Annotated in this window: 18 protein-coding genes and 1 pseudogene; 6 read left to right on the top strand and 13 right to left on the bottom strand. The window is 71.9% G+C overall.

Annotated elements, in window-relative coordinates; translation table 11 throughout:
• A pseudogene (locus C4T42_RS14420) lies at positions 1–346 on the top strand (ferredoxin--NADP reductase); the annotation flags it as partial.
• A gap of 46 nt (positions 347–392) precedes the next feature.
• Here C4T42_RS14420 and C4T42_RS14415 read toward each other — a convergent pair.
• From C4T42_RS14415 to C4T42_RS14355, 13 genes are all read right to left on the bottom strand, one after another.
• Positions 393–2,432: a molybdopterin oxidoreductase family protein gene (locus tag C4T42_RS14415; RefSeq protein WP_103985267.1), complete on the bottom strand. Its 2,040-nt coding sequence runs from the start codon at positions 2,430–2,432 to the stop codon at positions 393–395.
• A gap of 224 nt (positions 2,433–2,656) precedes the next feature.
• Positions 2,657–3,349, bottom strand: a complete 693-nt coding sequence (locus C4T42_RS14410; protein WP_042672622.1) for a GntR family transcriptional regulator — start codon at positions 3,347–3,349, stop codon at positions 2,657–2,659.
• Positions 3,350–3,434: 85 nt separating this feature from the next.
• Entirely contained in the window at positions 3,435–4,199 is a 765-nt protein-coding gene (locus C4T42_RS14405) for a carboxymuconolactone decarboxylase family protein (protein ID WP_042672624.1), read from the bottom strand.
• Positions 4,196–4,585 carry a cupin domain-containing protein gene (locus C4T42_RS14400; protein WP_020093166.1) on the bottom strand — a complete coding sequence of 130 codons (390 nt, stop codon included), beginning with the start codon at positions 4,583–4,585 and terminating at the stop codon, positions 4,196–4,198. The genes C4T42_RS14405 and C4T42_RS14400 overlap by 4 nt, the downstream gene beginning before the upstream one ends.
• Before the next feature lie 9 nt (positions 4,586–4,594).
• Positions 4,595–5,500, bottom strand: coding sequence for an NAD(P)-dependent oxidoreductase (locus C4T42_RS14395; RefSeq protein WP_103985266.1), 906 nt, complete (start codon positions 5,498–5,500; stop codon positions 4,595–4,597).
• A 26-nt stretch (positions 5,501–5,526) separates the two neighbouring features.
• Positions 5,527–6,903 carry an MFS transporter gene (locus C4T42_RS14390; protein WP_103985265.1) on the bottom strand — a complete coding sequence of 459 codons (1,377 nt, stop codon included), beginning with the start codon at positions 6,901–6,903 and terminating at the stop codon, positions 5,527–5,529.
• Between the two features lie 70 nt (positions 6,904–6,973).
• Positions 6,974–7,375 (bottom strand): carboxymuconolactone decarboxylase family protein, encoded by a 402-nt coding sequence (locus C4T42_RS14385; protein ID WP_091928057.1) that lies wholly within the window; start codon positions 7,373–7,375, stop codon positions 6,974–6,976.
• 58 nt (positions 7,376–7,433) lie between these two features.
• Positions 7,434–8,870, bottom strand: coding sequence for an aldehyde dehydrogenase family protein (locus C4T42_RS14380; protein ID WP_103985264.1), 1,437 nt, complete (start codon positions 8,868–8,870; stop codon positions 7,434–7,436).
• A gap of 4 nt (positions 8,871–8,874) precedes the next feature.
• Positions 8,875–9,747 carry an NAD(P)-dependent oxidoreductase gene (locus C4T42_RS14375; protein ID WP_020093161.1) on the bottom strand — a complete coding sequence of 291 codons (873 nt, stop codon included), beginning with the start codon at positions 9,745–9,747 and terminating at the stop codon, positions 8,875–8,877.
• Positions 9,748–9,802: 55 nt separating this feature from the next.
• On the bottom strand, positions 9,803–10,129 hold the full coding sequence (locus C4T42_RS14370) for an NIPSNAP family protein (RefSeq protein WP_020093160.1): 327 nt from the start codon (positions 10,127–10,129) through the stop codon (positions 9,803–9,805).
• 12 nt (positions 10,130–10,141) lie between these two features.
• On the bottom strand, positions 10,142–10,951 hold the full coding sequence (locus C4T42_RS14365; protein ID WP_020093159.1) for an N-acyl homoserine lactonase family protein: 810 nt from the start codon (positions 10,949–10,951) through the stop codon (positions 10,142–10,144).
• 127 nt (positions 10,952–11,078) lie between these two features.
• The gene (locus C4T42_RS14360; RefSeq protein ID WP_020093158.1) at positions 11,079–12,317 is read right to left on the bottom strand and encodes an MFS transporter; all 1,239 of its coding nucleotides are present in this window, start codon (positions 12,315–12,317) and stop codon (positions 11,079–11,081) included.
• A gap of 146 nt (positions 12,318–12,463) precedes the next feature.
• A complete protein-coding gene (locus C4T42_RS14355) occupies positions 12,464–13,216 on the bottom strand; it encodes a helix-turn-helix domain-containing protein (RefSeq protein WP_234081165.1) in 753 nt (250 codons plus the stop codon).
• A gap of 409 nt (positions 13,217–13,625) precedes the next feature.
• Between C4T42_RS14355 and C4T42_RS14350 the strand changes: the two genes are divergently transcribed.
• From C4T42_RS14350 to C4T42_RS14330, 5 genes are read left to right on the top strand one after another with little or no spacing between them, the layout of a single operon-like run.
• Positions 13,626–14,636 (top strand): ABC transporter substrate-binding protein, encoded by a 1,011-nt coding sequence (locus tag C4T42_RS14350; protein WP_103985272.1) that lies wholly within the window; start codon positions 13,626–13,628, stop codon positions 14,634–14,636.
• A gap of 50 nt (positions 14,637–14,686) precedes the next feature.
• Positions 14,687–15,838: an acyl-CoA dehydrogenase family protein gene (locus tag C4T42_RS14345; RefSeq protein WP_020093155.1), complete on the top strand. Its 1,152-nt coding sequence runs from the start codon at positions 14,687–14,689 to the stop codon at positions 15,836–15,838.
• A 5-nt stretch (positions 15,839–15,843) separates the two neighbouring features.
• On the top strand, positions 15,844–16,977 hold the full coding sequence (locus C4T42_RS14340) for an acyl-CoA dehydrogenase family protein (RefSeq protein WP_103985263.1): 1,134 nt from the start codon (positions 15,844–15,846) through the stop codon (positions 16,975–16,977).
• A gap of 15 nt (positions 16,978–16,992) precedes the next feature.
• Positions 16,993–18,249 (top strand): CoA transferase, encoded by a 1,257-nt coding sequence (locus C4T42_RS14335; RefSeq protein ID WP_020093153.1) that lies wholly within the window; start codon positions 16,993–16,995, stop codon positions 18,247–18,249.
• Entirely contained in the window at positions 18,246–19,049 is an 804-nt protein-coding gene (locus C4T42_RS14330; RefSeq protein WP_020093152.1) for an enoyl-CoA hydratase-related protein, read from the top strand. The genes C4T42_RS14335 and C4T42_RS14330 overlap by 4 nt, the downstream gene beginning before the upstream one ends.
• Positions 19,050–19,181: the final 132 nt, after the last annotated feature.

Here is a 19,181-nt window from a genome sequence, read left to right as displayed (position 1 = left end):
CTGCCGGCAGGTGCAGGAACTCGCCTACGGCGAGACCATCACCGAGACGCTGCCGCGCCACGAGTTCCTGGGCGAGATGATCTCGAACCAGCTGGTCTACTACCCGACCGTGACCCGCGAGCCGTTCCGCAACCGCGGCCGGATCACCGACCTGATGGTCTCGGGCAAGCTGTTCGAGGATATCGGCCTGCCGCCGATGGCGATCGAGAACGACCGCTTCATGCTCTGCGGCAGCCCCGACATGATCCGCGACACCCGCGAGCTCCTGACGTCGCGCGGCTACGAGGAGGGCAACCACGGCGAGGCCGCCCACTACGTCATCGAGAAGGCCTTCGTCGAGAAATAGCGCGCCCGCGCAGGCCGTTCGGCCTCAGCCCGGTGCGGTCCGGAATTCAGGCCGCGCGGACCCAGACCGCGGTGTCGTGGAAGGCGGCGCCGTCGTTGGGCGCGGCCGGCGCGGACCCGATCAGCGCGTTGATCCCGCTGCCCCCGCCGATGAAGGCCGTGCTCGGCCACAGGCTCTCGACCACGACGACGCCCGGCTGCTGCCCGTCGGCGAGCCGCGCGTGCAGCCGGACCCGGCCGCGGGCGTTGCCGACCTCGACGGCGTCCCCCGTGCCGATCCCGAGCCGGTCGCCGTCCGCGGGGTGGATCAGGCAGGTTGGCCGCCCCTCGCGGCGGAGCGACTCGGGCACGTTGGTGAAGGTCGCGTTGAGGAACTGGCGGGCCGGCGGGGCGATCATGCGGAACGGGTGCTCCGCGTCGGCGGGCTCGGCCTCCGGCCAGTGATCCGGCAGGGACGGCATCCCGGCCGCGCGCGGGCCCAGTGACGCCCAGTCGGGCGCGAAGCGGAAGCGCCCGTCGGGATGGCCGAACCCGTTCAGGAAGTGGCTCTCGGCAAAGTCCGGCTGCGCGTCGATCCAGCCCTCCGCCTCCAGCCTGTCGAGGCCGCCCCAGCCGGAGCGTGCCAGGGTCGCGTCGGCGAGGTCCCGGGCGCTCAGGTGGAAGCCCGCGTGCTCCGCGCCGAGCCGGGCGGCGAGCGCCGACAGGAGCGCGTGGTTCGAGCGGCACGCGCCCGGCGGCTCCAGGATCGCGGGGCCGGCCTGGATGTGGCTGTGGCCGCCGGCCCCGTAGATGTCGTCGTGCTCCAGGAAGGTGGTGGCCGGCAGCACGAGGTCGGCGAGCGCGGCCGTCTCGGTCAGGAACTGCTCGTGCACGGCCACGAACACGTCCGGCCGCGCGAGCCCGGCGCGCACCCGGGCGCTGTCGGGCGCGGAGACCGCGGGATTGGCCGACTGGATCAGCATGGCGCGGACCGGGGGCCCGCCCTGCAGGGCGTCGGGATCGTCGGCGAGCACGGCGCCGATCCGGCTCATGTCGAGCTCGCGCACGCCCGGCGCCCGGGCGTCGAGACCCTCTGTCAGGGTCTTGTCCCAGTTGAAGATCGCGGCGTGCTGCCAGAGGGCGCCGCCGCCCGGGTGCTGCCACGCGCCGGTGACGGTCGGCAGGCAGGTCACCGCGTGCAGGTTCACCGCGCCGTTGCGGCTTCGGGTGAAGCCGAAACCGCAGCGGATGTAGCTGCGCGGCGTGTTGCCGTAGAGGGCCGCGAAGGCCTCGATCGCGGCGGGCTCCAGGCCGGTGATCGCCGCCGCCCATTCGGGCGTGCGCGACGCCAGATGCGCCTCCAGCGCGGCCGTGTCCTGCGCGTGCGCGGCGAGATAGGCCCGGTCCGCGTGGCCGTCGCGGAACAGGACGTGGAGCACCGCGCAGGCCAGCGCCCCGTCGGTGCCGGGACGGGGCGCGAGGTGGAGGTCGGCCGCCGCCGCGGTCCCGGTGCGGTACGGATCGATCACCACCAGCTTGGCGCCGCGCGTCTTGCGGGCGCGGCTGATGTGGGTCATCGCGTTGACCTGCGTGCTGACCGGGTTGCCGCCCCAGACCACGATCAGGTCGGCCAGCGCCATCTCGCGGGGATCCGGCCCGGCGATCCGGCCGACCCCGGCGCTCCAGCCCGCGATCGCCACCGCCGTGCAGATGGTGCGCTTGCGCCGCGAGTAGCCCATCACGTGGGTCAGCCGGTGGATGCCGTCGCGCTGGACGAGGCCCATGGTGCCGCCCGAGTTGTACGGCCAGACCGCCTCCGGCCCCCAACGGTCCGCCGTCTCGGAGAAGGCCGCGGCAAGCCGGTCGAGCGCCGCGTCCCAGGAGATCCGGCGCCACGCCCCGCCGCCCTTCGGCCCGACGCGCTCCATGGGGTGGAGGATCCGGTCCGGATGGTGGACGCGCTCGCCGTAACGGCTGACCTTCGCGCAGATCACCCCGGCCGTGTAGGGGTTGTCGCCGCCCCGGACCGAGACGACGCGCCCGTCCGCGACCTCCACGTCGAGGCTGCAGGCGGAGGGGCAATCGTGCGGGCAGACGGTCCGGACCAAGCGACGAACTCCCGTGGCGCCAGCATGGGGAAGCAAGGACCGTGCGGTTCTGGGCCTTCCGCCGGGGGACCGCAAGGCGTGTCGCCGCCGGTCGCTCGGCGCAGGGCGCCCGACATCGCCGACAGGGCACCGATCCCCTGGACCGCCTCGGCCACGGGCGTCGCCGCGGAGGCGACCTCGCCGCCCTCCCCCGCGCAGGGTCTGCGCGCCCGCGGACCGCGCGCTCAGCTCACCGCGTCGAGGGACGTCTGCGCGATGCGGAACGCGAGCTGCTTGAGGGCGACCGCGCACGCGTTGGTGACGTGGAGGCGGGCCAGCTGCTCGGCCTTCGCGGCGTCCCGGGCCCGGAAGGCCGCGACGAGGGCGTCGATCTCGGCGAGGCTGTGCGGCAGACGCTCGGGATGCATCAGCGATGTCGCGCGCAGCAGGTTGATCCGCGAGTAGAAGCCGCGAAGGGTCTCGCGGACCAGATCGTTCCCGCAATGGCTGAGCATCACGTCGTACAGGACGCCCTTGGCGCGCAGGACGCGGTCCGTGTCGCCGCTGCCGGCGGCCTCGCGCAGATCACCGGCAGCGCGTCCGAACTCGGCGATCGCCGCGTCCGTGGCCTGGGTGGCGAATTCGTGCGCCGCGTAGCCTTCCAGCACGGCCCGCAGCGCGTAGAGCTGACGCGCCTCCTCCACCGAGATCGAGGCCACGACCGGGCCGCGATGCGGCACCGTGTGGACGAGCTTCTCGGCCTCGAGCCGGCGCAGGGCCTCGCGCACGGAGGCGCGGCTGACGCCGAGCCCCTCGCACAACTCGCGCTCGATCAGCCGCTCGCCGGGGGCGTAGACGCCCGACGTGATCGCCTCGCGGACGGCGTCCTCGACCTTTTGCCGGAGCGTGTCCGGCTGGATGGCCCTGATCTTGTTCATCGCTGGGGATTCGGGGATCGCTGGCGAGCCGAAGCGGTGGCATGGCGCAGCCTCGGGTGGCAAGGCGTGCCCCGGCGCGCGTCGGTCAGCCCCGGCCCCGCACGGCCAGTTCGTCGCGCAGGATCGGCGCGGCCAGTTCCGCGCCGTGCATGCCGATCAGGCTGACGATCTCGAGGACTTCCATCAGCTCCTCCTTGGTCGCCCCGTAACCGAGGGCGTTCTTCATGTGCATCTTCAGGCCCGGCACGTAGAGGTGCGTCGCCGCCGCGTCGAAGGCGCAGTAGACGAACTCCTTCATCTTCGGCGTGAGCACGCCGTGGCGCCAGGGCCAGGCCGAGAAGTCGAGGTAGCCCTCGAACAAGTCGGGATCGAGTTCGAGGAGACCGTCCCAGAACGCGTGCCAGTAGCCCCGGTCGCGGGTGAAGTCGGATTTCAGCTGCTCCTGCCGCGGCGTCAGCGGCGCGGGGCCGCTCCGCTGACCGGCCTCCTCCAGCACCTCCAGCAGCAGCGGCACGCCGATGTTGCAGGCGTGGATGCCGAGGGTCGCCGTGAGCGCGAGCACCTCCGTGATCTCCTCGGCCGTCGCGCCCGCGTCGAGGGCGTTGCGGATCTGGCGGCGCGTCCCGGGCGCGTAGAGGTGGGTCGCGGCCGTCGCGGCCGAGAGCGCGATCAGGGCGCGGTCCTTGGCGCCGAGATGGTTCTTGCGCACGGGGACCATCGCCAGCCGGGCCCAGGCGTCGAGGAAGCCCGGGGCCAGCTCGGCGAGGGCCGCCTGCTCCGCGTCCCAGTAACCGAGCTCGCCCTGCACGGTGTGCCGGAGGCTCTCCGGGCTCGGCGCGGGCCCGGTCATGCCGTGGCTCCGGCGTAGTCGGCCTCGACCACCTCGTCCTGCCAGTCGGTCTTGCCGAGCGAGATCGCCGTGTGGAGCAGGTAGCTGTCGGCGGCCGCGCCGTGCCAGTGCCGCTCGTCCGCGGGGATCCAGACGGTGTCGCCCGCGCGGATCGGCTGCGCCTGCTGGCCCGCGACGCAGATCCAGCCCTTGCCGGCGGTGACCTGCAGGATCTGGCCCTGCGCGTGCGCGTGCCAGAAGGTCCGCGCGCCGGGCGTGAAGAAGACGTTGTTGATCATCACGCCGCCCGTCGACGGCATCACCGGATCGGCCCAGACCTGCCCGGTGAAGGTCGGCCCGCGGCTCTCGGACTTCGCGCTGTTCTCGCGGCCGTGGAAGATCTGCATCGTATCCTCTCAGTTCTCGTGTCGGTTGCCGTGGAGCCGGACGCCGCCGGAGACGTCGCCGATGGCGTCGACGACGCGGTTGGAGATGACGTCGCCGTAGCCGAGCGCCGTGGCGAGGCCGAAGCTCGCCATCGGGCCGGACGCGTTGAGGGAGGCGACGCCGAGCTCGTGCAGGAGATCGGTGTAGAGCACGACGTCCTTGGTCATCAGCTTGCCGGTCAGGCCGCCTTCCAGGTAGTCGCCGTCAACGATCTTCGGGAAACGGTTCAGCGTCGCGAAGTTGACGCCGCTGGAGGCGTTCAGCACCTCCAGGAGCCGGTGCAGGTCGAGCCCGGCCTTCCGGCCCGCGACCATGACCTCCGCGGTGGCGGCGAGGCTGACCGCGTTCAGGAAGTTGTTGAGCAGCTTGGTCGTGTGGCCGGCCCCCGATCCGCCCATCACGACGACCTTCTGGGCGATCGGCGCGAACACCCAGTCCAGCCGGTCGATGACGGCGGGATCGCCGCCGACCATCAAGGTCAGCGTGCCTTTCTCGGCCGCGGCGGCGCCCCCGGAGATGCCCGCGTCGACGTAGGCGACGCCGCGCTCGGCCAGCGCCGCGGCGATGCGGCGCGTCGAGCTGGCCGAGGCCGTGCTGAGGTCGACGACGACCTGCCCGTCCCGGCAGCCCGCGAGGACCCCGCCCGCGCCGAGCACGACGCGCTCGACCACCTTGCTGTCGGGCAGGGACATCAGGACCACGTCCGTCTCACCGACGACCGCGGCGATCGAGGCCGCGTCCGTCGCGCCCCAGCGCGCGGCGGCCTCCCGGTCGGTGTCGAAGCCGACCACATCGATCCCCGCGCCGGTCAGGCGGCGTGTCATGCGGCCGCCCATGTTGCCGAGCCCGATGAAGCCGATCCGGTTCCCGTTCATGCTGCGTCCTCCGCGCGGCGTCCGGCTCAGTGGCCGGTGCCGAAATCGACGTCCTTGGTCTCCGGCCCGATGAGCGCGCCCACGGTGCCGATGAGGCCGCCGACGATGAGCAGGGCCACGGGCGTCAGCGCGAGCGGCATCAGCGCGCTCAGCCAGTCCATGTAGAAGGCGTAGAAGGACGGGATCACCACCGAGAGGCTGAAGCCGATGCCGAAGCCGGTGGCGCGGACATCCGTGGCGAAGCGCTCGTTGATGTAGGTGACGATGACGCCCCAGGGCGAGGTCACGATCACCGCCAGGAGGCTGACCAGCAGCACGCGGGTGCCGAACGCCATGTCGGGCGTGACGGTCAGCGTGTAGAGGATGTACGCGCCCACCGTCGCGATCAGCGGGCCGACGATCACGAAGAACCGCCGGCGGCCGATGACCTGCCCGAGCAGGCCGGAGCCGATGTAGCTGAAGAACAGGATCGTGTAGCAGATCATCAGCGTCGCGGTCAGCGCGAAGCCGTTGAGGTGCAGGGTCTTCACCAGCAAACCGGTCGGCATGTAGATCGTGATGATGTTCTGCGTCATCCAGAAGCCGGTCATCAGCAGCAGGACCTGCAGGAGGTCGCGCCCGCCCTTCCCGGAGAGCAGGCCCGCCATGGGCGATGCCTCGGCCTGTTCGCCCCCGGCGGCGGCCTCCTTCTTCCAGACCTCCGATTCCGAGACCTTGTGGACGTAGTAGAGGGCGAGCAGGCCGGCCAGCGCCGCGCCGACGATGAAGGGGATGCGCCAGCCCCAGACCGTGTAGGGCGACCCGGGCCCGTCGAGCGGGAACAGGTAGAACATCAGCATCGTGATGAGGTTGATGCTGACATAGGCGGCCGGGAAGCCCGCGATGATCAGGCCGCCGACGAAGCCGCGCTTGTCCTTCTTGGAATACTCGATGGCGAGCGGCATCGCCCCGGTGTAGCCGCCCCCGAGGAAGATCCCGTCGAGGAAGCGCAGCAGCACCAGCAGGATGTACGAGGCGAGGCCGAGCGTCTCGTAGCCGGGCAGCAGGCCGATCAGCAGCGTGATCACGCCGAAGCCCGCCACCGAGTAGATCGAGGCGGCCCGGCGGCCGACCTTGTCGGCGATCAGGCCGAAGATGAGCGCGCCGATCGGGCGGCCGAGCAGGGTTGTGATGAAGACCAGCGAGGCCAGCACCGTCTCCATCTGGGGAGACAGGTTCTTCGGCTGGAACATGAACATCACCGGCGCCAGCGCGACCACCGGCAGGTAGATGTCGAACATGTCGATGTATTCGGAGAAGAACGCGCCGCGAATGGCGCTCTTCCGCTTCTCCTCGATCGACTGGGACGCGGCCGAGCGCGCGCCCGCCGTGTCCGTTGCCAAGGCTGCCGACGTGACCGACATGGCGTCTCCCTCCCTGTTCGTCTGCCGCGCGAGTTTTCTGACTGCGTCGGACCTGGGCGCGGGTGCGGGCTCAGCGCCCGCTGGCGTGCTCTCTGTCCCAATCGGCGATCGCCGCGGAGGCGGTCCGGAAGGCCGCCAGGGCGGCCGGGGCGCCGCAATAGACGAGCGCCTGCATCAGCACCGCCTGGATCTCGTCCCGGGTCACGCCGTTGTTGAGCGCGCCTTTGACGTGGACGCCGAGCTCGTGGTGCTGGTTCATCGCGGTCAGCATCGCGATGTTGAGCATGCTGCGAGTCTTGAACGGCAGCGTCTCGTCGCCCCAGACCGCGCCCCAGCAATACTCGGTCACGAGCCGCTGGACCGGACGGTTGAACGCGTCGGCATTGGCCCAGGACTTCTCGACATGGGCGGCGCCGAGGACGGTCTTGCGGTTCTCGAAACCCTGGCCGAACAGCTCGCTCTCGTCGGACATCTGGTTCTCCTGGTCGGGGCCGACGCGCGCGAGCGCCGGCCGCATCGCGCGGGACGGTTCAGTCGAGGCCGAAGCCGATCATCGCCTTGGTCTCGAGGTATTCCTGGAGACCGGCCTCGCCCCATTCCCGGCCGTTGCCGGACTGGCGGTAGCCGCCGAACGGCGCGTGGACGTCCGGGGGCGGGTAGTTGATGTGGACCTGCCCGCCGATGAGCCGCCGCGCCACGGCGCGCGCCCGGTCGCGGTCCCGCCCCTGCACGTAGGCGGCGAGCCCGTAGCGCGAGCCGTTGGCGATCGCGATCGCCTCGTCCTCGCTGTCGTAGGCGAGGATCGACAGGACCGGGCCGAAGATCTCCTCCCGCGCGATGGTCATGTCGGGAGTCACGTCGGCGAAGACTGTCGGGCGGACGTAGAAGCCGCGGTCGAGGTGGTCCGGCCGCTCCGGGCCGCCGGCGACGAGCCGCGCGCCCTCCGCGATGCCGGTGCGGATCAGCCCGACGACGCGCTCGTACTGGGTGCGGTTGACCACCGGGCCGAGATCCGTCTCGGGGTCGGCGGTCGGGCCGAGCCGGAAGCCCGCCGCCGCCTCGGCCGCGATGGCGGCCGCCTCGTCCATCCGGGCCCGGGGCACGAGCATCCGCGTCGGGATCGAGCAGGACTGGCCCGAATTCGTGCAGCAGGCCGCGACACCGCGCCGGACCGCCTGATCGAAGTCGACGTCCTCCAGCAGGATGTTGGCGGACTTGCCGCCGAGTTCCTGCGCGACGCGCTTGATGGTCGGGGCCGCCGCCCGGGCAATCTCGATCCCGGCGCGGGTCGACCCAGTGAACGAGACCATGTCGATCCCCGGATGCGCGGCGATCGCGGCGCCGACGCCGGGGCCGTCCCCGTTCACGAGGTTGAACACGCCCGGCGGCACGCCCGCGTCGTGCAGGACCTGCGCGAACAGCATCGCGCTGACGGCCGAGTACTCGCTGGGCTTGAGCACCATCGTGCAGCCGGCCGCGAGCGCCGGGGCGATCTTCACGACGATCTGGTTGATCGGCCAGTTCCAGGGGGTGATCAGGCCGCAGACGCCGATCGGCTCGCGCCGGATCCGGGTGGTGCCGCGATCCTCCTCGAACGCGAAGCGCTCCATCACCGCGATCAGCGCGCTGAGGTGCGCCGGGCCCCGCGCCGCCTGCCCCTTGCGCGCGAAGCCGATGGGCGAGCCCATCTCCTGCCGGATCGTCTCCGCGAAGATCTCGAACCGCTCCTCGAAGAGCGCGAGGATCCGGCGGAGGAGCGCGACGCGTTCGGCGGGCGCCGTCTCCGAGAAGGCCGGGAAGGCGGCGCGGGCCGCGCGCACGGCCCGGTCGACATCCGCGGCATCGCCGAGCGCGAGGGTGCCGAACGCCGTCTCTGTGGCGGGATCGATCAGCGGGAACGGCTGAGCCGAAACCGGCTCGACCCAGGCGCCGTCGATGTAGAAGCGGCTCAGGTCCGTAAGCGCCATGGTCTCAGGCTCCCTCGGCCAGCAGGCGGTACATCTCGGTGTGGTCGGCCGCGGGCCCGACCTCGCCGGCGATGGCGTGCCAGGTCTCGATGCAGTGCCGGCCGAAGCCGAGCGGGTAGTCGACCGAGTCAGCCAAAGCCCCAGCGATGCCGAGATCCTTGTCCATCAGCTTCAGCGAGAAGCCCGAGGCGAAGCTGCCGCTGAGCATGAACTGCTTGACCTTGTTCTCGGAGGTGTTGCTGCGCCCGGACGAGGCGTTGAGCACGTCGGTCATGGCCTCCGGCGCGATGCCGAAGCGCTGCGCCACGTGGAGCGCCTCGACGGTGGCGAGCAGGCCCGCGGCGGAGACGAAGTTGTTCAGCGCCTTGGCGGCGTGGCCCGATCCCGCTTGGCCGATATGCAGGACGGATGAGCCCATCGCCTCCAGCACCGGCCGCCAGCGGGCGAGGAGATCCGCCTCGCCGCCGACGAGGATCGCGAGCGTGCCGTCCACGGCCCGCCGCACGCCGCCCGAGACCGGCGCGTCGAGATAGCCGAGCCCCTTCCCGGCGAGCGTCTCGCCGAGGGCGCGGGAGCGCACCGGCTCCGACGAGCTCATGTCGATCACGGTGGCGCCGGCCGGGAGCGCGTCGGCCCAGCCCTCGTCGAGCAGCACCGCCTCGACGATGGCCGAGTTCGGCAGCATCGTGATCAGCAGGTCGAGTTCGGACGCGTTCTCCCGCGTGAGCGTCGCCGCGCCGAGATCCCGGGCGAGCGCGTCGGTCCGGCCGGCATCCGCGTCCAGCAGGCGGAGCGCGTGCCCCGCTCGGGCCAGGCACCGGCTCATGGGATCGCCCATCATGCCGAGGCCGATGACGCCGATGGTTCTCTGTTCCATGCCGTGAATATCCCTCTGGGCGACGGCCGGACTGGCCCGGCGCCGCGTGTCCCCGTCAGCGCAGGGCGGAGAAGTCCGTGGGGGCGAGGAAGGTGTTCTCGATCCGGGCGACGATCGGCCGGTCCTTCTCGGTCTCGGCGCGGGCGGCGATCCAGTCCGGATCGGCCTGGAAGGCGTTCCAGCGCGCCTCGCGCTGGGCCATGTCCTCCCACTTGAGCAGGTAGGTGAGCGCGTGGTTGTCGGGACCGACGAGCGTAGTCCAGAAGCCGACCTGCTCGATGCCGTATTTCTGGAAGAAGCCGAGCGTGGTGGAGCGGAACCGCTCCAGCAGGGCCGGCAATCGGGTCGGGGCGCAGTAGTAAACGCGCATCTCGACGATCATGGAATCCTCCGGTCAGTAGGTCGGTGAAGCGGTCGGAGGCAGGTCGACGCGCGCGATCCAGCCGGCGACATCCGCGGACGCCGGCGGGTAGATCGCGAGAACCTGCGGATCGTGGCCCGGGACGATGTGATCCTCGGACTCGGCCAGATGCCGGACCGTCCGGTAGCCCTCGAACATGTCGCCGACATTGTAGACGATGGGATAGGCGAGCCGGCGACCGATATTGGCGTAGAAGTGCGCGGCGTCGGAGGCCAGTACGACCCAGCCGCGCGCGGTCCGGACTCGGACGATCTGCAGGCCGTCCGAATGGCCGCCGACCCGGTGGAGGGTGATCCCCGGATACAGCGTGTCGGTCGTCTCGCGGAAGCGGACGCGGTCCTCGAACAGGCGGTCCACCATCGCCTTCACGTCCTCGGCGGCGAAGGGGTGGCGGACCTCCGGATGGCACATGCACCGGCCGGTGCAGAACGCCATCTCGCGTTCCTGGACGTGGAAGCGGGCCGTCGGGAACAGGTCGTGGTTGCCGGCGTGGTCGTAATGCAGGTGGGTCAGGACGACGTCCTCAACCCGCAGCGGGTCGACACCGATCCGCGCCAGGCCCTCCTCGACCGGCCGCACGATGCTGCGGCCCCGCTTCGTCGCCATCGCGCGGTCGAAGCCGGTATCGACGACGATCGTCCTGCCACCGCCGACGACGACCCAGACGAAGTAATCGATCGGCATCGGGCCGTCGTGGATGTCCCCGCCGATGAAGTTCTCGCGGGCCATACGGTGATGATGCGCGTACTTGATCGCGTAGATCTCGTAGATCTCTGCGTCCATGCGGGCGTTTCCTTCGGGCGGCCGGTTGACCCGGCTCATCCTCGCGGATGCCTCTCATCCGCGGGCCGAATGGAGCACATCGTCCGACAATCTGTCAATCTGGCAAAATCTGGTCCGCATCCGCCGATCAGGCCGGCGCCCTCGGGCGACGCATCGCGAAGCCGAACACCCACAGGGACAGGCCGAGATTGATCGCCGCCACGGCCAGCATCACCTCCAGCAGGGGCAGCAGGCCGAGCCGTTCGGCGACGTAGCCGCAGGCCAGGGGCGTGATCGCCTGGCCGAGGAGCGGGAGGCGGGCGAGCCGGCCCATCGCCGCCGCGTACTGGCCCTGTCCGTAGAGCGCCAGCGGCAGCGTGCCCCGCACGACGGTGCGCATGCCGTTGCCGGCGCCGTAGAGCACCATCGCGAGCCACGCCAGGGACGGGATCGTCGCTAGCAGCAGGAGCCCCAGCCCGACGCTGGCGCTCGACAGGAGCAGGGACCAGGCCGGGTGGGCGCGGCGGCCGAGGGCCAGTTCGACGACGCGCACGCCGACCTGGGCGGGACCGATCAGGCCGGTCAGGGCCACCGCGGCGGTCGCGCCGACGCCCAGGGTCTGCAGCAGGTTGAGCAGTTGCACCGAAGTGGCGGTCATGATCATCGCCGCCATCGTGAAGGTCACGGCGAGCAGGCGCTCCGCCGGCAGGCGCGCCGCTTCGGTCGAGCCGGTCGGCTCGTAGGGCCGGGGCGCCGCGGCGGGCTCGACCGCGCCCCGGCTCCGGGCCGGCAGCGCCCAGGCGAAGAGTGGGACCACGAGGGCGACAGACAGGATCGCGTAGGTGAGGCAGGCCCCGCGCCAGCCGACATGATCGACCAGGAACCGCGTGGCGGGCCAGCAGAGCGAGACCGCGAAGCCCGACGAGATCGCGATCTGGGTCATCGCCCCGCGCGCGGCGGCGCCGTAGGCTTGGCCGATCGCCGCGAAGAGCGGGTCGTAGAGCGCGGCCGACATGCCGAGGCCGGCGACCATCCAGGCGAGCAGGAAGACCGGGAGGGACTGCGCGACCGCCATCAGCACGAGGCCCGCCGCGATGATCGTGGCGCCGGCTACGAGGACCGGCCGCCCGCCGTGACGCCGGATCATGCGGCCGACGAACGGCGCGGGCAGGCCCGACACGAAGATCGCGAGCGAGAGCGCGCCCACCACCATCGCCTGCGGCCAGCCGGTCTCGGCGACGATCGGGTCCGAGACGACGGCGGTGAGGAAGAACGTGCCGCCCCACAGGACGATCTGCGTGACGCCGAGGGCGACGTTGCCGGCGATGGTCGGACGCGGTAGCGTATCGGGCGGCTCTGAGCCGCGCGCGGTTGGGGCGCCGGGCACGATGATGATGTCTCCCAGTGGTCGTCTTCGAGGCTGCAGGGCCTCGAGCCTCACTAGCGCGCTACCGGGCCGATCAGCCCCGCAATCCTCGATCTGCAGCCGTGCGCGGGGTTCGGAGGTGACGGCGGGGTCGACGGCGACCGGCCTCAGGGCCGCGACGGATCCTCCGGCAGGAACCGCGCCACCGCGTCGTGGATCGTCGCGGCGATCTCCGCTTCCCGACGCTCGAACTCGTCGAGCAGGCCGGACACGGCGACCGCCAGCGGGCGGCCCTTGCTGTCGATGCGCCGGGGCAGCGGGACCGCGATCGAGCCGGCGCCCGGCGTGACGAGCCCGCGGGAGAGGAAGTGCCCGTCCCGCCGCAGCCGCGCCAGGTTGGTCAGGACGGCCGCGACCGCGATCGGCGGCTGCTCGGCCGGCGCCTCCGCGTTCGTGCGGCGGACCAGCGGACCGATCTCGGCCTCCGGGCTGTCGGCGAGGAGCGCGGTGCCAGTCGCCGACCAGACGACGAGGCGGCGCGTCCCGGGCGGAACGTGGAAGCGCATGGCGGTGCGCGCCTGCAGGACGTGGACGTACTGCGAGAAGATCGCGTTGCGCGCGGCGAGGATCACCGTCCCGCCCGTGCGCTCCGACAGGTGCTCGAGCATGCGCACGAGGCTGCCGTCGCGCACCGGTCCCTTGTCGAGCCACGCGCCGAGGAGCGCCACCCGGGGCGACGGCAGGAAGCTGCGGCTCGCCGGGTCGTAGTCGAGATAGCCGAGCCGGACGAGGCTCTTCAGGAGCACCGAAGTCGAGGATTGCGGGACGCTCAGCCGCTCGGCGATCTCGGAGACCCTGGCTTCCCGCTGGATCTCGTCGAACAGCTCCAGGATCTGGAGCACCCGTCCGGCGGACTTCACCAGGGCCACATCCGAACCGGCGGGATCGGCCCCCACCGTCAGGTCCGTGGACGCGCCCCCCCGAGCGCCGATGCGCTCACCCATGCCGCGACGCGCGAAACGGCGGCCCCGGAAGCCGCACGGTTCGCAACGGCCCTGGTCGCCCACGCGCGGATCCGTGGTGATCGCGGCGCATCGCCGGCACGTTCCCCCATCTGCCGCGGCGCCAGACCGCGTGCCGCTCAACAGCATTATAGAACCTGCACGATCGTGGAGATCCATCACACATGTGATATTGTACAGCAGGTGGGCGATGGCGGTTGATGCCGGGGGCGCGCTCTGCCCTACTCGCCCGCGGTGTCGGTCCCGCCTGACCGACCGGCACCGGGAGACCGCGCGGCAAGCGCGGCCCTGCTCGGGAGGAATGCCGATGTCGATCCGCCACGCGGCCGTCGCCGCGCGCCTCCTCGCCGCCACGCTGCTGCTCCCGGCCCTCGGCGGCGCGGCCCGGGCCGAAACCACCTCCGTCCGGATCGGCCTCCAGTACGGCCTCGTCTACCTGCCGGTGATGATCGCGCAGAGCGAGGGTCTCTTCGACAAGCGCGCCAAGGCCGCGGGGCTCGACGGCTTGTCGGTCACGCTGACGCGTTTCAGCGGCTCGACCGCGATGAACGACGCGCTGCTCTCCGACAGCGTCGAACTCGGCACCCTCGGCTCAGCCGGTGCCCTAATCGCCTGGGACAAGACCCGCGGGAGCCAGCAGATCAAGAGCCTCACCGCCCTGAGCTCGGTCGTCTACACGCTGTTCACCGGCAAGCCCGGCGTCGCCGCGTTGAAGGACTTCACCTTCGGCGACAAGATCGCGGTCCCGGCCTTCAACTCGCCCCAGGCGATCCTGCTGCGAGTTGCGGCGGCCCAGCAGCTCGGCGGATCGGCCAAGGCCGACGCGCTGATGGTGAGCCTGCCCCATCCGGACGCCACCGCGGCGATGCGCGCCGGACAGGGGATCGCCGGCTACTTCGCGACGCCACCCTTCACGCAGGTGCTGCAGGCCGATCCCAAGATCCGGACGGTCATGACCTCGACCGGCCTGATCGGCAGCGGCGACATCACCGCCGCGACCCTGAACGCGAAGCAGGGGTTCGTCGACGCGAACCCGAAGGTCGCGCAGGCGATCCGCGCCGGGATGGAGGATGCGGTGGCGCTGATCCGCAGCGACCCCAAGCGCGCGGCGTCGATCTATCTCGCCTCGGAGCAGGTTCAGATCGACCGCGCGCAAGTTGAGGCGATCCTGACCGACGGTTCCATCGTCTACGACGTGGCCCCGAAGGGAATGGTCGCCCTCGCCAAGGCGATGGCGACGCAGGGCTTCCTGCGGAAGGTGCCGGGCGACTGGCAGGAGATCTTCTTCCCCGGCCTCGAGGGCCGCGACGGCAGCTGAGCGCCGCGGATTCGGCACCGCCAGCCCGTCCCGCCGCTCAGGGAGCCCCGATGCACAGTTTCCGCTTCAGCGCCGAGCCGCTCCCGCCCGAGGCCGAGGCCGCCCGCGCGTCCGTCCGCGCCTTCCTCGACGCGGAACGGGCGGCCGGGCATTTCGTCCCGCACCGGACCTCGTGGACGACCTTCGACGCCGCCTTCAGCCGGCGCGCGGGGGCCGCGGGCCTCATCGGCCTGACCCTGCCGGAGGCCTATGGCGGCCACGGCCGCTCCGGCCTCGTCCGCTTCGTCGTCACCGAGGAGATGCTGGCGGCCGGCGCGCCCTGCGGCGCGCACTGGATCGCCGACCGCCAGTCGGGGCCGCAGATCCACCGGCACGGCACCGAGGCGGCCAAGCGGGCGATCCTGCCGCGAATCTGCCGGGGCGAATGCGCCTTCGGCATCGGCATGAGCGAGCCGAATTCCGGCTCGGACCTCGCCGCCGTCCGGACCCGCGCGGTGCGCGACGGCGACGGCTGGGTGATCAACGGCTCCAAGATCTGGACGACGAACGCCCATCAGGTCGATTACCTGCTGGCCCTCGTCCGGACCGGCGAGCCCGGGCCGGACCGGCACGGCGGGCTGACCCAGTTCATCGTCGACATGGCGGCCCCCGGGGTGACGGTCCGGCCGATCCTCGACCTGTCGGGCCATCACGAGTTCAACGAGGTGTTCTTCACCGATTACCGCGTCGCCGACGCGATGCGGGTCGGCGCCGAGGGCGCGGGCTGGGGCCTCGTCACGGAGGAACTCGCCTTCGAGCGCTCCGGGCCCGACCGGTTCCTGTCGGATTACCGGCTGCTCGTCGAACTCGTCGACCGGATCGGGCCGGAGCCGGACCGGTTCCAGGCGGTCGAGACCGGACGGATGGTGGCCCAGCTCACCGCGCTGCTGGGCATGTCGGCCTCGGTGGCCCGCCTCCTCGATCAGGGCGTCGTGCCGGGCGTCGAGGCGGCGCTGGTCAAGGATGTCGGCAACGGCTTCGAGCGCGCCGTGCCGGAGATCGCCCGGCGGCTCGTGCCGGTCGAGCCGAGTCTCACCGCGCAGGGCGACGCCTTCCGCGAGGCTTTGGGCGGCGTGACCCTGCGGGCGCCCTCCTTCACCCTGCGCGGCGGGACCCGCGAGGTCCTGCGCGGCGTCATCGCCCGGGGGCTGGGGCTGCGATGAGTCGGATGGACCACGCGGCGGAGGCCGGCGACCCGGTCGACGGGATCGTCCTCGATCAGGTCGAGCGGCTGCTCGCCCAGCACCTCACGCCGGCGCTGCTGGCGGCCTGCGACGGGGCCGCGGGCGCGACCGCAAGGGCGGCGGATCTCTGGCCGGCGGATCTCTGGACGGCGCTCGCCGAGAGCGGCCTGCCGCTGGCGCTGGTGCCCGAGGCGGAGGGCGGGATCGGTCTCGCCGCCACGACCGCGGCCCGGCTGATCCGGCGTTGCGGCCGGGCCGCCCTCCCCCTGCCCCTGCCGGAGACCGTCGCGGGCGCGGCGCTCTGGGCTGCCACGGGGGGACAGGTGGCCGAAGACGCCCTGTCGCTGGTCCCGGGCGGTGGCCCCGTGCGGATCGCGCCGCACGCGGAGGGGTTCGTCCTGGACGGCCGGGTCGCGCAGGTGCCCTGGGGCGGTTCGGTCGCGGCCCTGCTCCTCGACGCCGTCGACGCGGCCGGCATCCCGCACCTCGTGCGGATCGCCGCGCCCGGGACGCTCCGCGACACGCACCACAACCTCGCCGGCGAGCCGCGTGACACCCTCGATCTGACCGGCTGCATCGTCCCGGCCGCCGACGTCCGGGCCGCGCCGGGCTGGGTTGCCGGAGCGGGGGCGCCGTCCGTCGAATCCGTCGGCGCCTGGGTCCGGGCGCAGCAGATGGTGGGCGCCCTGGAGACCTGCCTCGGCTCGGCCCTCGCTCACGCCCAGGAGCGGCAGCAATTCGGCCGGCCGCTCGCCAAGTTCCAGGCGATCCAGCACATGCTGGCCGAGGCCGCGGGCCATGTCGCCGCCGCAACCGCAGCCGCCGACCTTGCCGCCGCCTGCTGGGGCGACCCGCGCTTCGTCCTCGCCACCGCCATCGCCAAGGCGCGCTGCGGCGAGGCGGCGGGCCACGTCGCGGCGATCGGCCACCAGATTCACGGGGCCATGGGCTTCACCCAAGAGCACCCGCTCCACCGCGCGACGCGGCGGCTGTGGTCCTGGCGCGACGAGTTCGGATCCGACGCCCTCTGGCAGGAGCGGATCGGGCGCGCGGTCTGCGCGAGCGGCGGCGCGGCCCTCTGGCCGATGCTGGTCCGGCTCCGGGGCGGCGCCGGCTGAGATGGGAGAACTGTTGTGCTGGATCACTCCGCCGAGACCCACCTCGCCGAGACGAACACGGCCGGCCCGCTCGCGGGCGTGCGGGTCGTCGACCTGACCAGCGTGATCATGGGGCCCTCGGCGACCCATATGCTGGCCGATCTCGGCGCCGACGTGATCAAGATCGAGACGCCGGAGGGCGATTCCTTCCGGCATTACCGGCCTGCCCGCGGCGCCGGGATGGGCGGCAACTTCCTGCACCTCAACCGCAACAAGCGCAGCGTCCGCCTCGACCTGAAGCGGCCGGCGGCGCGGGCCGCCCTCGACCGGCTGATCGCCACGGCCGACGTCCTCGTCCACTCCATGCGGCCCGACGCGATCCTGCGACTGGGCTACGGCTACGAGCGGGTGCGCGCACTCAGGCCCGACATCGTCTTCTGCGGCGCCTACGGGTTCGGGGCCGACGGCCCCTACGCCCATAAGGCGGCCTACGACGACCTGATCCAGGCGGGCTCGGGCCTCGCGGCGCTCCAGACCGCCGCGTACGGCCAGCCCGGCTACCTGCCCACGGTGCTGTGCGACAAGATCGCCGGACAGGCCATCGCCTGCGCGATCCTCGCCGCCCTCTACGAGCGCCGGGCCGGCGGCGGCGGGCAGGCGGTCGAGGTGCCGATGTTCGAGACCATGGTGGAGTTCAACTTCGTCGAGCACATGGTCGGCTACGCCTTCGAGCCGCCGCTCGGTCCGCCGGGCTTCAACCGGGTCCTGAGCCCGCGGCGCAAGCCCTACCGGACCCGGGACGGCCACGCCTGCATCCTGCCCTACTCGGACCGGAACTGGCGCGACTTCTTCATCCACACCGGCCGGCTCGAGTTCGTGGATGACCCGCGCTTCGCGCCGCTCGCCGTGCGGGTCGAGAACATCGAGATCCTCTACGCGCTGGTCGAGGAGGAGGCGCCGCGCCGGACCACCGCCGAGTGGGTGGCATTTTGCGATTCGGTGAGCATCCCTTGCATGCCGGTCCTCGGCCTGGAGGACCTGCCGGAGGACGCGCACCTGAAGGCGGTGGGCTTCTTCGGCAGCGCCGAGCATCCGAGCGAGGGGCGCTACCGCACCATGCGCCGGCCGGTCTCGTTCAGCGGCAGCCGCTTCGCGATCCGCCGCCACGCCCCGCGGCTCGGCGAGCACACCGCCGAGGTCCTGGCCGAGGCCGGGCTCGAACCGGCCGAGATCGCCGCCCTGATGGACGCGCCGGACAAGCCCGACACCGCGCCCCTGGAGGCCGCCCGATGAGTGCTGAAGCCGAGACACAGGACGCCGGCGAGGACCTGCTGTTCTCCGTCGCCGACGGGGTGGCGACCATCACGCTGAACCGGCCCGAGCGGAAGAACGCCTTCACCTTCCCGATGATCGAGGCCTGGACGGAGGCCCTGCAGCGCTGCCGCACCGACGCGGCGATCCGCGTCGTGGTGGTGACCGGCGCGGGCTCGGCCTTCTGCAGCGGCGGCGACATCGTCGAGATGGGCGAGCGCCTCGACCAGCCGCCGGCACGACGCAAGGAGGAGCTTTACGGGCGGATCCAGCGCATCCCGCTGACGCTGGAGGATCTCGACAAGCCGGTGATCGCCGCCCTGAACGGCGTGGCCACCGGCGCCGGCCTCGACCTCGCCCTGATGTGCGACCTGCGCTACGCCGCGCAGAGCGCCCGCTTCGCCGAGACCTACGTGCGGGTCGGCCTCGTCCCCGGCGCGGGCGGCGCCCATTTCCTGCCCCGCCTCGTCGGGACCGCGAAGGCGCTGGAGCTGTTCTTCACCGGCGATTTCGTCGACGCCGACGAGGCCCTGCGGATCGGTCTCGTCAACGGCGTCCACGCCGACGCGGACCTGAGCCCGGCCGTGGCGGCGCTGGCGCGGAGGATCGCCAAGGCGCCGCCGCTGACGCTGAGCCTGATCAAGCGCGCGGTCTACCAGGGCATGCGCAACGACCTGCGCACCAACCTAGACCTGATCTCCTCCCACTACGCCGTCGTCACCGCGACGCCCGAGCATCGGGAGGCCGTGCAGGCTTTCATCGGGGCGCGCGACAGGACCTGACGCGTCGGGCCCCGGTCCCATTGCCGCCCGCATCAAGACCGAAACGTTTGTGCGGGCGACATCTTCCCCCCGGCGTCGCACTTTCGCGCTTGTCGCCACCGCGCTCACCTGCAAGTCTATCCAAAATTCAAT

It is taken from the genome of Methylobacterium sp. 190mf (genome assembly GCF_900107945.1).
GTDB lineage: Bacteria > Pseudomonadota > Alphaproteobacteria > Rhizobiales > Beijerinckiaceae > Methylobacterium.
Note: the sequence above shows the minus strand (reverse complement) of the source record. Positions and strands in the feature narration are given on the sequence as shown.

Bases quoted from the DNA above. Each gene is read 5' to 3' on its own strand.
- C4T42_RS14370 (WP_020093160.1), bottom strand. From the start codon at position 10,129: ATGATCGTCGAGATGCGCGTTTACTACTGCGCCCCGACCCGATTGCCG.
- C4T42_RS14340 (WP_103985263.1), top strand. From the start codon at position 15,844: ATGGACCACGCGGCGGAGGCCGGCGACCCGGTCGACGGGATCGTCCTC.
- C4T42_RS14375 (WP_020093161.1), bottom strand. From the start codon at position 9,747: ATGGAACAGAGAACCATCGGCGTCATCGGCCTCGGCATGATGGGCGAT.
- C4T42_RS14410 (WP_042672622.1), bottom strand. From the start codon at position 3,349: ATGAACAAGATCAGGGCCATCCAGCCGGACACGCTCCGGCAAAAGGTC.
- C4T42_RS14345 (WP_020093155.1), top strand. From the start codon at position 14,687: ATGCACAGTTTCCGCTTCAGCGCCGAGCCGCTCCCGCCCGAGGCCGAG.
- C4T42_RS14385 (WP_091928057.1), bottom strand. From the start codon at position 7,375: ATGTCCGACGAGAGCGAGCTGTTCGGCCAGGGTTTCGAGAACCGCAAG.
- C4T42_RS14390 (WP_103985265.1), bottom strand. From the start codon at position 6,903: ATGTCGGTCACGTCGGCAGCCTTGGCAACGGACACGGCGGGCGCGCGC.
- C4T42_RS14330 (WP_020093152.1), top strand. From the start codon at position 18,246: ATGAGTGCTGAAGCCGAGACACAGGACGCCGGCGAGGACCTGCTGTTC.
- C4T42_RS14400 (WP_020093166.1), bottom strand. From the start codon at position 4,585: ATGCAGATCTTCCACGGCCGCGAGAACAGCGCGAAGTCCGAGAGCCGC.
- C4T42_RS14395 (WP_103985266.1), bottom strand. From the start codon at position 5,500: ATGAACGGGAACCGGATCGGCTTCATCGGGCTCGGCAACATGGGCGGC.
- C4T42_RS14350 (WP_103985272.1), top strand. From the start codon at position 13,626: ATGTCGATCCGCCACGCGGCCGTCGCCGCGCGCCTCCTCGCCGCCACG.
- C4T42_RS14405 (WP_042672624.1), bottom strand. From the start codon at position 4,199: ATGACCGGGCCCGCGCCGAGCCCGGAGAGCCTCCGGCACACCGTGCAG.
- C4T42_RS14365 (WP_020093159.1), bottom strand. From the start codon at position 10,951: ATGGACGCAGAGATCTACGAGATCTACGCGATCAAGTACGCGCATCAT.
- C4T42_RS14380 (WP_103985264.1), bottom strand. From the start codon at position 8,870: ATGGCGCTTACGGACCTGAGCCGCTTCTACATCGACGGCGCCTGGGTC.